This window comes from Bartonella sp. AC10YNML (genome assembly GCF_042196825.1).
In the GTDB taxonomy this organism is placed as follows: Bacteria; Pseudomonadota; Alphaproteobacteria; order Rhizobiales; family Rhizobiaceae; genus Bartonella.
In genome coordinates this window covers 204,378-216,445 of record NZ_JBHIRA010000002.1, presented here as the reverse complement: position 1 = coordinate 216,445, position 12,068 = coordinate 204,378, and the positions used below count along the sequence as shown (strand labels likewise).

At 37.1% G+C, this 12,068-nt stretch carries 10 protein-coding genes and 1 pseudogene; 8 read left to right on the top strand and 3 right to left on the bottom strand.

The annotated features are described in order from the left end of the window. Nucleotides 1-115 precede the first annotated feature (115 nt). The 3 genes and pseudogenes from ACFINA_RS02065 to ACFINA_RS02055 all read right to left on the bottom strand — a co-directional run bounded on the left by ACFINA_RS02065 (nucleotide 116) and on the right by ACFINA_RS02055 (nucleotide 3,411). Complete coding sequence (locus ACFINA_RS02065) at nucleotides 116-655, bottom strand: hypothetical protein (protein ID WP_375614980.1); 540 nt, start codon at nucleotides 653-655, stop codon at nucleotides 116-118. After that, nucleotides 648-1,244, bottom strand: coding sequence for a DUF1214 domain-containing protein (locus ACFINA_RS02060; protein WP_375614415.1), 597 nt, complete (start codon nucleotides 1,242-1,244; stop codon nucleotides 648-650). Before ACFINA_RS02060 ends, ACFINA_RS02065 begins: the two co-directional genes overlap by 8 nt. 17 nt (nucleotides 1,245-1,261) lie before the next feature. Further along, a pseudogene (locus ACFINA_RS02055) lies at nucleotides 1,262-3,411 on the bottom strand (transglycosylase domain-containing protein). 347 nt (nucleotides 3,412-3,758) lie between these two features. Here ACFINA_RS02055 and ACFINA_RS02050 point away from each other — a divergent pair. From ACFINA_RS02050 to ACFINA_RS02015, 8 genes are all read left to right on the top strand, one after another. Then, nucleotides 3,759-3,995 (top strand): hypothetical protein, encoded by a 237-nt coding sequence (locus tag ACFINA_RS02050; protein WP_375606372.1) that lies wholly within the window; start codon nucleotides 3,759-3,761, stop codon nucleotides 3,993-3,995. Nucleotides 3,996-4,016: 21 nt separating this feature from the next. Beyond that, nucleotides 4,017-4,682: a response regulator transcription factor gene (locus ACFINA_RS02045; protein WP_375606371.1), complete on the top strand. Its 666-nt coding sequence runs from the start codon at nucleotides 4,017-4,019 to the stop codon at nucleotides 4,680-4,682. Beyond that, a complete protein-coding gene (locus tag ACFINA_RS02040) occupies nucleotides 4,682-6,100 on the top strand; it encodes an ATP-binding protein (RefSeq protein WP_375606370.1) in 1,419 nt (472 codons plus the stop codon). The genes ACFINA_RS02045 and ACFINA_RS02040 overlap by 1 nt, the downstream gene beginning before the upstream one ends. 236 nt (nucleotides 6,101-6,336) lie before the next feature. Further along, nucleotides 6,337-7,095: a tetratricopeptide repeat protein gene (locus ACFINA_RS02035; RefSeq protein ID WP_375614979.1), complete on the top strand. Its 759-nt coding sequence runs from the start codon at nucleotides 6,337-6,339 to the stop codon at nucleotides 7,093-7,095. Nucleotides 7,096-7,405: 310 nt separating this feature from the next. Then, nucleotides 7,406-7,885, top strand: coding sequence for a cytochrome c maturation protein CcmE (gene ccmE / locus ACFINA_RS02030; RefSeq protein ID WP_375606368.1), 480 nt, complete (start codon nucleotides 7,406-7,408; stop codon nucleotides 7,883-7,885). Nucleotides 7,886-7,892: 7 nt separating this feature from the next. Then, nucleotides 7,893-9,872: a heme lyase CcmF/NrfE family subunit gene (locus ACFINA_RS02025; protein WP_375614978.1), complete on the top strand. Its 1,980-nt coding sequence runs from the start codon at nucleotides 7,893-7,895 to the stop codon at nucleotides 9,870-9,872. Nucleotide 9,873: 1 nt separating this feature from the next. Then, nucleotides 9,874-10,284 carry a cytochrome c-type biogenesis protein CcmH gene (locus tag ACFINA_RS02020; RefSeq protein WP_375606366.1) on the top strand — a complete coding sequence of 137 codons (411 nt, stop codon included), beginning with the start codon at nucleotides 9,874-9,876 and terminating at the stop codon, nucleotides 10,282-10,284. A 216-nt stretch (nucleotides 10,285-10,500) separates the two neighbouring features. Beyond that, nucleotides 10,501-12,012: a Do family serine endopeptidase gene (locus tag ACFINA_RS02015; protein WP_375606365.1), complete on the top strand. Its 1,512-nt coding sequence runs from the start codon at nucleotides 10,501-10,503 to the stop codon at nucleotides 12,010-12,012. Nucleotides 12,013-12,068 lie beyond the last annotated feature (56 nt).

The window sequence follows — 12,068 nt, the reverse complement described above, 5'->3', positions numbered from 1 at the left end:
GATAAATCTGAATTCGAATATTTGATTAATAGAGAAAAAAGATAACCATTTTGATAGGCTTCATGTATTTTGTACAGAAAGTAAGGTATTGTACAAATGAGAGGTTAGTCCGTTTTTATTCATAAAATATGCGACAGGTCGCAGATGAAAGAAAAGCTTCACTTTCTTTTTTTGCAAGGGAAGAAGGGACAAAAATACGTAAAATAACAAACCCTTCATTCAAATTTTTAGCAACCAAAACTGAATTGGCATTTTTTTTAGGTTTTGATTTTTTGAGTTCTATGATTTGTATTGGTTTTCCAATGATAAGATCGAGTATCGCATCAGGGGCTGTTCGGTCATTAAGGCTATAGAAAATAATTCCGTCGTGTGTGTAGGCTGCTAGTGACCAAAATTGTCGTGTTTTCAAAGCTTTTAAATGAACAGGTCCATTTTCAAGATTAAATCTGCAGACTTTAAGAAGAAAGAGTGGATCAGCAGATTGTTGAATAGGATTATCAGGAGTAAAATCGACAAATTGATAAGAGGTTCCAGATTTTTTTAGTGCTGTCCATATATTATCTTGTGCCCAATAGGGGATCAGAAATAAAAAGCAAATATGAACGATAATAGCGCCAATGATTGCAAGAAGTGCGGTATAAATGAATCTAATCACAATTTATTTGTCCTGATGGAATTTGTTCTATAGAGGGCATTGTGAGCTTTTGTAATGCCGTTGCTGAGATGATTGGAGTATCGTATAAAGTAAGAATAAGCCCGAATTCTTTTTGACTAATTGTTGCAAGCCAATTACCGGTTTGCGGTGTGGGTGAAATATTGATGCGGAATGATCCATCATGCTCATAGATAATATTATTAGTGTGAAGTTCAAAAGGTATTTCTTTGGATGAAGTATAGGGTTTAAGGGATTTGTCAGCTGTATAAAGGGTAAAAAGACGGGTTTCAGGGATGGTGCCTTTGAGCAAATAATGACAGTGATGATGAAGTGGACGCCCTTGGTTATCTTGCCAAATCTGGAATTGAATACCTTCAGTTCGTCCGAGTGAAACAATACCTCGTTTGGCAGTGCGAGCGCGGGTATAAGGATCCATATTGGCGGTTCCTACTTGTGGATAAGCGCTCCATTTTCCAATTGTAAAGTGTCCAAAATGATGAAAGGAATTGAGCACATAATCGACACTCAGTGTTCCACATAAAATGGAAAAAGCGAAGATAAAAAAGAAAATGGTGATATTAAAAAACATCAGTGAATATCTTGAATTCAAAATGTTGAATCTCCAGTTGTTTTCATCTTCAAAGAGATTGAAGAAGTTTTTTCAGATCTTTGTTAATCAATCGCACGATATTTAATGTTTCAGGAGAAAGCGTAGAGGGTATTTGGGAGGAAACTTCAGAATCTGCATGGGCGGAAAGTACTGGAGGCTGATAAGGAAGGAGAGAATCTTTAACACCATAGAGCTGTTTGAGCATAATATTTTGATGCGCAGCAAGCATGATACGATGCCATATCATGGCAGGAACGCCACCCCCAAAAGCACGATTCATCGGTGAAAAATTATCATTTCCCATCCATACCGCTCCCGTATAATTTCCCGTAAAGCCAACAAACCAAGCATCACGATAAGATTGTGATGTTCCAGTTTTCCCAGCGACAAGAGTCATGGGCAACGCAGCACGCTTACCAGATCCTCGTGTTGTGACACCCACCATCATTTGATTCATATAAGCTGCTGATTGTTCACTCAGAACTCGGTGTAGTTTTTTTCCGTTATGTTCGAAATCCCACACAACACGACCACCAATTGTTTTGATTTGCGTAAACCCATGACGATTACCCGCTATTCCTCCATTGGCAAAGACATTAAAGCCTGTAGCTTGATCCATGGGGGTCATGTTGGAAGTGCCAAGAACCATCGTTTTGTGTGATAAAATATGCGCGTTAATCCCCATATTTTTAATGAGATCTATGATAGGTTGGGTATCGCGGTTAAGATATTGGTAGGTGAGATAAACAGGGACTGTATTAATGGAAAAGGCTAAAGCTGTTGCTAAGTCAATTTTTCCCAGATAACGACCAGAATTATTTTTGGGTGTCCAACCTCCCCAATTGATGGGAGCATCTAGAACGATTGTTGAGGGTGATAATCCATGTTCCATTGCGGCTGCATAAACATAAGGTTTGAATGAAGAACCAGGTTGTCGACCGCCCTGTGTTGCTCTGTTAAATTGGCTCTTTTTGTAATCTAGTCCTCCAACAATTGCACATACCGCACCGTTATTATCGAGTATAACGGTGGCTGCTTGTGTTACACGATATTGTTGACCATATTGATGTAAATGATAGGCAATTGATTCTTCTGCTGCTTTTTGAATATTCGGATCAAGGGTCGTTTGAATAATTAAACTATGGCTTGGAAGTTGATTGCGCATTTTTTTGACTTCCTCGAATGCCCAATCAAGAAAATAATCAGGCTGATTATTGTCTATTTGGGGAAGGGCCCTAGCAGGGTGGCGATGCGCATTGATAATCTGGCTTTTCGTCATAAAGCCACTATTAACAAGATTAGAAAGGACGACATTGGCACGTGTTTGAGCAGCAAAGAGATGACTATGAGGGGCATATTTTGTTGGAGCTTTAAAGAGTCCTGCTAACATAGCAGATTCACTCAAAGATACATGACGGATATCTTTTCCAAAATAAAATTTTGCAGCGGCTGCAATACCAAAATTGTTTCCTCCCATATAGGCTCGATCAAGATAAAGTTGCAAAATCTGCTTTTTGCTAAAATTTGCTTCTAGCCAAAGAGCAAGATAAGCTTCTTTGATTTTACGTGTTATGGTTCTCTCGTTTGTTAAGAATAAATTTTTAGCCAATTGTTGTGTGAGAGTTGAACCACCTTGCACCACCCCTTTAGCTTGAATATTTTGTGAAATTGCCCGTGTAAGTCCTTGAAAATCAACGCCCCAATGATCAAAAAAACGACGGTCTTCTGTGGCAAGAACGGCTTTAATAACAGTGTCAGGCATTTCTTCAACAGGGACAGAAATAGCCGGCATTGCACCACGGTGTCCAATTGGATTTCCATAGAGATCGAGAAAAAGAATGGAAAAGTTTTTAGGAGAAGACCAATCTGTTTTGGTAAGTTCAAAAACAGAAATGCCCAAAATGGTGAAAAGAGTAAATCCCATCAACCCTAATGTTAGTATTTCATCGAGAACTTCAACGATAAAACGTTTCCATCCTTGAAGATGAAAATTTTGTGAGACGATTTTTGCCTTTTTCCAGAAAAAACTGTTAGCAGAACGAATGTGATAAAGCGCTGTGTCTAATCGTGCGTCTAATTCAATGAGAGCAGGACTATGAAATGGCTTACGGTGTTGCCCTTTCTTTTTTTTAAAAAAATCAAACATTTAAAGAGAGCCTATGGCAAAGCAATACAACCAAACAAATCTACAATAAGTATATGGAGTAGAAGTATTTTTTTTCTATAGTTATAACAGAGAAAGAATTTGTTTTAGAATTATGCATTTTTTGTAAGATAGTATATTAATATTTTATTATTTTATTGAATAAATTTTATTCTCATTATTAAAAATATTTTTTTGATTTTTTAAAAATTTGGATTAATGTTAATATGTTACTTCTGTAAGATAGAGGATAAAGTTTTTCCATTTGTGATTTTTTAATCGACCAAAAAAAACCATTATTTCTTTTATCCTTTATCAAGGAAGAGAAGAGATGGGTTATTGAAATATTTATGATGAAAAAAAAATTCTTGTTTGTAATAATAGCAGCTTTTTTAGAAGCAGATTATGTTCTAGCTTCGGGGTGTGCTGAATTAGGTAAGAAGGCTGCTGCGCAAGAGAGCGGGGTTCTCGTCCGTTCAAAACCGGTTGTTCAGGATGGAAAGGACATGTGTGCAATTGTGGTTGTTGTACCAGCCCGTAATGGTGAAAAATTACGTCGTGTTGAGTTTTTTGTTCCTGCTGATTAGTTTTTGGCAGATGGTGTTGTGATGCGTATCTTAATCGTTGAAGATGATCGGAATCTTCACCATCAATTAGCAGAAGCTGTAAGACGTGCAGGATATGTTTCCGATAGTGCTTTCGATGGTGAAGAGGCTTATTTTTTAGGTAGCACAGAGTCTTACGACGCGGTGATACTTGATATAGGTTTACCGCAGATTGATGGTATTAGTGTTGTTGAAAAGTGGCGTCAAGAAGGGCTCTCCATGCCTGTTTTAATGCTAACAGCGCGAGACCGTTGGTCTGATAAGGTGCACGGTATTGATGCTGGAGCTGACGATTATGTTGTGAAGCCATTTCATTTGGAGGAAGTGATGGCGCGCTTGCGAGCATTAATTCGTCGCACTACGGGACATGCGACGAGTGCATTATGTTGCGGAAATGTTTTGTTGGATACAAAGACGTCTCGTGTTTTTGTGGATGGTCAATTGATTAAACTAACATCTTATGAATTCAGACTGCTTTCGTATCTCATGCATCATTGTGACAGGGTCATTTCAAGAACAGAGCTTACTGAACATCTTTATGATCAGGATTTTGATAAGGACTCGAATACAGTGGAAGTCTTTGTAGGTCGGTTACGGAAAAAGCTTGGAGTGGATTTGATTGAAACTATTCGAGGAATGGGATATCGCGTGAGAACGCGAGGTGATTAATGAATGTTTTTGAAGAGAATAATTGGTATAGGAGGTTCTTTTTTGTAATTACTCGATCTCTCAGTTTACGTGTTATGATCTTATCAACATTATGGGTTGTTATTTCTCTTTTATCGATTTCTGCAGTAAGTATTTTATTTTATAAGCGTTCAACTGAACAAAGCCTAGAGCGTATCCTTTCTGCTCAACTCTACAGTCTTATTGCAACAGTGACGGTGTCATCGGAAGGTACCTTGATAGGAGGGGCTGGGATTGATGATATTCGTTATTCTGATCCAACAACAGGATGGTATTGGGAAGTTGTTTCGATATCCCATAATTTAAAAGGAAGATTGACATCTCCTTCATTGGGAACAGGCGAGATATTTACACCAAGTGATGTTGATATACCTTTTGACAATAAATTCTTTCGCTCTTATCGGATAACGGGGAACAATGGTCAAAAGCTACAAGTGATTGAGAGTGATGTTGTTCTTGATAATAAAAATCATATTGCACGTTTTCGGCTTGTTGGGAATATCGATGAAGCTCATGCCCAGGTAAAGGGATTTAAGCGAACTTTGCAAATTTTTCTTTGGAGTTTCGGTCTCGGGAGTGTTCTTATTAATATTGCTATTATTTTTTTTAGTTTTCAACCGTTAAAGCTTATTCGACGTGCATTGAATGATATTCGCGAAGGAAGAGTTCATTATGTGAATACGGATTTAGTAAGCGAAGTGATGCCGCTTGTACAAGAGATGAATGCTCTCATTAATAATAATCAGCGTATTATCGAGCGATTTCGCACACAGGTTGGTAATCTCGCGCATTCATTGAAGACGCCTCTATCCGTGATTATGAATGAGACAGATAAGATGCGCGGAGAAAAGGCTAGTTTGTTGAGAGAGCAAACGCAAATAATGCAAGCTCAAATCAATCATTATCTTCAGCGTGCGCGGATTGCAGCACAATGCGATAGTGTTGTCTATCATACGTCTGTTCGCAGTGTGCTTGAACGCTTGGTGCGGGTTATGAAAAAGCTTAATCCTGAAAAACAAATTCAATTTATTATGGATGTTGATGATATTGTTTTTTCTGGAGAGAAGGAAGATTTAGAAGAAATTATAGGAAATTTGATTGAAAATGCTACTCAATGGTCTCGCGCAAAGGTTTTGATCTCTTGTTGTTTAGAAGAAAATGCTGAAGAAACAGAATATTTTAGTATCTTTGTAGAAGATGATGGTCCTGGTTTAACAGAAGACAAAATTGATGAGGCATTAAAAAGAGGGCGGCGCTTTAATGAAAGTAAACTAGGGTCAGGCTTAGGGTTAGCAATTGTTTCAGATATGGTCAGTGAATATGGAGGCAATCTCTTTTTATCACGTTCTGATTTGGGTGGGTTGTATGCAAAAGTTTTATTACCTAAGATGGGAGAATAACATATTTTCTCCTTAAGCAAGAAATGTCTATAAATTTTGTAAAGCAGTATTTTCAGACAATACATTAAAGAGTAAGGAAACATTGTTTTTAGTTTCTTTGTTTAATTGATATATATATAATAGATTTTATAATATTCTCCATGAAAAAATGAATTTTTATTAATTCACATCACTCTTCTTATGAAGAGGATAAAAGGTAAGCGAGAGATTCTCTGTTGGTATTGGAAAAAAGTGATATGCTCTTATTCATTTTTGCAGCATTTTTTCTGGCTTTTCTGGCAAGTGTTCTTTTTCTTTCACTCCGTTTTGACGATAGGATAAAGAAAGAAGGAAAAGTTCAAACCATGGATGGTGATAGAAGCCATAGGCATACGATTGAGTGTAACAAGCTTTATATGCATTATAAAAAAAGGAATATTCTTAAGGCCTTAAGTGTTTTATTTGTTCTTCTCATCACATGGAGTATTTATGGGCTGACAGGTAATCCGGAAGTGAAAAGCTATTTTTTTAGCGAATTAATGGATAAAGATCCTAAAATTCTGAGTCAGCAAGAAAAGCTTGTTCGCTTACAAGTGCTGTTTTTCCGATCACCTCGTGATGGCAAGCTCGCAGATGCGTTAGCGGTAGGCTATCTTGAAGAGCGCCATTTTCAAGAGGCGGTCAATGCTTATTTAGATGCACTTCGTTTGAATGGAGAGACAGCTCCAAGGCTTGTAGGATATGGTTTAGCATTGGTTGGTTATGAAGGAGGCATGATAACGCAAGAAGCACAAAATGCTTTTCAAAAAGCAGCGGATTTAGCGCCAACAGATTTTTATCCACGTTTATTGTTGGCTGATGCATTGCATCAAGCAGGAAAAACTGTGCAGGCAGTGCAATTTTTACAAAGCTTTCTTGACACAATGCCTGAAAATTTTTCAGGACGATCACGTGTTGAAAAAATGATGATTCAGTTACGTGATTTATCGAGTGGGCCATACAAAGAAAAGGAATAGGCGTCAATTGAGATGAGAAAATAAAAGAGAAAAGCTGTTTAGGAAGATAAAAGAGGGGGCATTCTAGAAGAGAAAGGTATGTGTAGAGACGATTAAAGAACAGAAATGAAGAATGGAAAGAGCGCAATATAAGTGGTTATATATTAAATAAAAATTGGTGAAAAAAGTAAGAAAGCTATTGGTAAGCTTATTAGCAAAGGTGAGAGATTGGATAAAAAGTTGCACCTATGTAGAAGATGTGCAAAGCTCTTAAAAAATAAAATATTGATACTTAATTATAACGTATTTAAAATTTTTTCGCAGAGTGTCTATGAACAATCAATCTTTAAAAAGTTCTACTTCGTTGAAGGTTATTTTAGAGCAGCGAAAAAAAAAGCGCTTACTGATCATATTATTATGTTGTTTGGTTATGACAATTGCAGCAAGTCTCATAGTGTATGCAATGCGTCATGCGGTCAGTTTTTTTAGAATGCCCTCTGAAATTACAAGAGAAGATATTTTAACGGGGCGCCCTTTGCGTTTGGGTGGCTTTGTTGAAAAGGGAACTGTTCAATATGTTGGAGAGAGAGGCGTTGTTTTTTTTGTAACGGATAACAAAAAACATGAGAAAGTAGTTTTCAATGGTGCCTTACCGGATCTTTTTCGTGAAGGTCAGGGGGTGATCGTAGAAGGGCATTTCGATAAACAGGGCTTTTTTATTGGGATGCGTATTTTAGCAAAACATGATGAAACTTATATGCCTAAAGAAACAGCTGATCGTTTGAAAAAACATTACATTATGGAGAAATAATTCGATTGTGCTTGTCGAACTGGGTCATATTTTTTTAGCTGCAGCATTTTCAGTAAGCTTATTAGGGGCATTTTTACCTGCTTTAGGTTTTTGGTGGAGAGAGCGTTTGTTAATGCAAACAGTTGTTCCTCTAACATATATCACTTTTACATTACTGCTTTTATCTTTTTTAGTGATAATTTATGCTTATGTCGTATCTGATTTTTCTGTTTTGAACGTTGTTGAGAATTCTCATTCAGAAAAACCGATGCTCTATAAAATTACAGGTGTTTGGGGCAACCACGAAGGCTCTATGTTGTTATGGGTTTTAAGTCTTGCTTTTTTTAGTGCATTGATGGCTTTTTTTAACCAACATTTGCCAGAAGATTTTAAGACGCTTGTTTTAATTTGCCAAAGTTGGATTACAACTGCTTTTCTTTTATTTATTCTTTTTGTATCCAATCCATTTTTACGCGTAAATCCACCAGCATTGCAGGGAAATGGTCTCAATCCTCTTTTACAAGATATCGCATTAGCAATTCATCCACCGCTACTTTACTTAGGGTATGTCGGTTTTTCACTTTGTTTTTCTTTTGCCGTTGCGGCATTGATTATGGGACATGTTGATAGAATTTGGGCGCGTGGGATTCGTCCGTGGCTTTTACTTTCTTGGTGTTTTTTGACATTGGGTATTATGGTTGGCTCTTATTGGGCTTATTATGAGCTAGGATGGGGGGGCTACTGGTTTTGGGATCCTGTTGAAAATGTTTCGTTTATGCCTTGGCTTTCAGGAACAGCTCTTTTACATTCTATTCTTGTTCTCGAAAAACGAGAAATATTAAAAAGTTGGACTTTGTTTTTGGCTCTGCTAACTTTTTCTCTTTCTTTAATGGGAACTTTTCTTGTTCGTTCGGGACTTTTAGTTTCTGTTCATAGCTTTGCTATTGATCCAGCACGGGGGCAGGCAATTCTTGCACTTTTATTTTTCTTTACGGGAGCTGCTTTTCTTCTTTTTGCTTTGCGTACCCCTATTTTAAAAACAGAAAGATTTTTTCAACCAATTTCACGTGAAGGGTTTATTGTTTTAAATAACTTGTTACTGACAACAATAACAGCAACAGTATTGATTGGTACGCTTTATCCTTATTTTATTGAGATATTAACAGGGCAAAAAATTTCTGTAGGGGCTGCTTTTTTTAACCTTACCTGTGGACCGCTAATGGTTTTGCTGTTGTTGTTTGTTCCGTTTGGGACAATGATGGCATGGAAACGCGGTGATTTGCTTGCAGTTTTTGAACGGTTGTGGTTTGTTTTTGTATTGGTTGGTATCGTCTGTTTTATAATATTTTACGCGACATCTGTGCGTGATATTTTTGCAGTTTTAGGGATTGGGCTTTCAGCGTTTGTTTTTTTAGGCAGTTTAGCGGATCTATGGGGAAAGAGTGGATATGGCAAGAGAGCTTTTTCAGTACGCGTTAAGAGATTTCTTGGATTGCCATGGTCTACTTTTGGTGCAGCAATAGCACATATGGGATTAGGCGTTACATTATTTGGTATTGTTTGCGTGGCAAGTTTTGGGCAAGAACGTATTTTAATCATGAACGTAGGGGATAGGGTGACGATAGCGGATAAAACGCTTCATTTTGATGCAGTGTATGATGGTGTTGGTTCGAATTATTCGACAATGGAGTTTTATTTTAAAATATATGAAAATAAAAACATTGTAGGTCATGTAACAGCCTCAAAGCGATTTTATTCAAGCCAAAATACATCAACAACAGAAGTTGGTCTTAAAAATCATGGCTTATCACAGCTCTATATTGTACCGGGACATATTGATAATCGGGGTCTCATTGTGCACATATGGTGGAAGCCTTATGTAATATGTATTTGGTTAGGGGCATTCATGATGGCTATGGGAGGATGTCTTTCTCTTTTGGGGTATTGGTTTCGCATTGGCATGTACAATAAGGTAGTGTTTGCTTTAAATTTTTGGAAAAGACATTGAGATGAAAAAAAAATTTTGGATTGTATTTTTTTTAATGGCAGCGTTTCCTTTTCGATTAGCAATAGCAGTAGAGCCGGATGAGATTTTAAAGGATAAGATTCTTGAAGCGCGAGCACGCCATATTTCATCGCATTTACGTTGTCCGGTTTGTCAAAATCAATCAATTGATGATTCAGATGCTGCTTTAGCACGTGATTTACGGCTTTTAATTCGGGAAAGGCTAAAAATGGGCTATAGTAATCAGCAAGTCACTGACTTTCTTGTTGAGCGATATGGTGAGTTTATTCTCTTGAAACCACCGTTGAATAAGATAACTTGGTTTTTATGGTTCTCGCCTTTGATCATTATTATCATTGGCGTAAGTATCATATTTTTCCACTTCAAACGGAATAATCATGAGTTATGTGAATGAAAAAGGACAGTCAAAAATGTCATTGCATTAAAAAAATGTTACATAAAAGAAAAAATAAGATTATCTGCAATGAGCAGACAATCTTATTGTAATTATATTAGGGAATACTGAAACCTTACAAAACTTTAATAATTTAGACAGAAAACGGTAAGGTCTGGTATTTTATAAGTGATCGGAATTGAAATAAAGGTATGATTGAATAGGAGCATAGAATAAATGGTTAAAAAGGCTTTCTTTAAAACGTTTGTCGCAGTGAGTTTTTCTGCGATATTGGAAAGTGCACTGTTTTTTAGTGGATGTACATCAAGCTTGTGGATGACAAAGGCTCATGCAAGTTCTGTATTTACTTCGTTAATGCAACAACAGGGATTTGCCGATATTGTTGCTCAAGTGAAACCAGCCGTTGTAGCAGTACAAGTAAAGAGCAATAAAAAGAAAGAAGATAGGTTCTTTAGCAACTTTTTTAGTGGTCCAGGACTTGATCAATTACCAGATCAGCATCCTTTAAAAAGATTTTTTAAAGAGTTTTATGATTTTGATAAACCTAAAAATAAATTTCCGCACCAATCGCAGAGACTCCGTCCTGTTGCTTTTGGATCGGGTTTTTTTATTTCATCTGATGGTTACATTGTGACCAATGATCATGTGATTTCTGATGGAACAAGTTATACTGTTGTTCTTGATGATGGTACAGAATTGAATGCAAAGCTCATTGGGAAAGATCCCAAAACCGATCTTGCCGTATTAAAAGTGAATGATAAAAGAAAATTTTCTTATGTTGATTTTGGTGATGATTCAAAGCTTCGTGTTGGGGATTGGGTTGTTGCCATTGGGAATCCATTTGGTCTTGGTGGAACTGTGACAGCAGGTATTGTTTCTGCACGTGGACGTGATATTGGCACTGGTGTGTACGATGATTTTATTCAGATTGATGCTGCTGTTAATAGAGGAAACTCTGGTGGTCCAACGTTTGATCTTAATGGAAAGGTTGTTGGGGTTAATACAGCAATTTTTTCTCCTTCTGGAGGAAATGTTGGGATTGCTTTTGCTATTCCAGCAGCGACTGTAAAACAGGTTGTACAACAACTTATTGAAAAAGGTTCAGTTCAACGTGGTTGGTTAGGTGTTCAGATTCAGCCGGTAACAAAGGAGATTTCTGATTCAATAGGTTTGAAAGAAGCCAAAGGCGCTTTGGTTACTGATCCGTTAAAAGGACCGGCAGAAAAGGCTGGTATTAAAGCGGGTGATGTCATTATTTCAGTGAATAATGAAAAAGTTGCTGATGCGCGTGAGCTGGCGAAACGTATTGCAAATATTAAACCAGGAGAAATGGTAACCATAGGGATTTGGAGATCAGGTAAGGAGGAGAGCATCAAGGTTAAACTCGCTTCAATGTCTGAAGATGAAAGTAAGAAAGAGACTTCAAAATATTCAAATGGACAGAGTGATTTAGATGAAACATTGGAAGATTATGGTCTGATTGTTATGCCTTCTGATGATGGTGTAGGGGTTGTCGTAACGGATGTCGATACCGATTCAGATGCTGCAGATAAAGGGATACGCCCTGGTGATATCATTGTGACAGTAAATAATAAACCGGTTAAACGAATCTCTGATATTATTAACACAATCAAAAATGCTCAGCAGTTAGGACGAAAAGCTATACTCTTACAAGTGCGAACAAATGATCAAAATCGTTTTGTTGCTCTTCCAATTTTCAAAAAATAAAGCTTTAGTTGTAGGACAAATGTTTATTAAATATTTGTCCTACAACATAATAAAAT

Bases quoted from the DNA above. Each gene is read 5' to 3' on its own strand.
- ACFINA_RS02060 (WP_375614415.1), bottom strand. From the start codon at position 1,244: ATGTTTTTTAATATCACCATTTTCTTTTTTATCTTCGCTTTTTCCATT.
- ACFINA_RS02050 (WP_375606372.1), top strand. From the start codon at position 3,759: ATGATGAAAAAAAAATTCTTGTTTGTAATAATAGCAGCTTTTTTAGAA.
- ACFINA_RS02045 (WP_375606371.1), top strand. From the start codon at position 4,017: ATGCGTATCTTAATCGTTGAAGATGATCGGAATCTTCACCATCAATTA.
- ACFINA_RS02040 (WP_375606370.1), top strand. From the start codon at position 4,682: ATGAATGTTTTTGAAGAGAATAATTGGTATAGGAGGTTCTTTTTTGTA.
- ACFINA_RS02035 (WP_375614979.1), top strand. From the start codon at position 6,337: ATGCTCTTATTCATTTTTGCAGCATTTTTTCTGGCTTTTCTGGCAAGT.
- ccmE (WP_375606368.1), top strand. From the start codon at position 7,406: ATGAACAATCAATCTTTAAAAAGTTCTACTTCGTTGAAGGTTATTTTA.
- ACFINA_RS02020 (WP_375606366.1), top strand. From the start codon at position 9,874: ATGAAAAAAAAATTTTGGATTGTATTTTTTTTAATGGCAGCGTTTCCT.
- ACFINA_RS02015 (WP_375606365.1), top strand. From the start codon at position 10,501: ATGGTTAAAAAGGCTTTCTTTAAAACGTTTGTCGCAGTGAGTTTTTCT.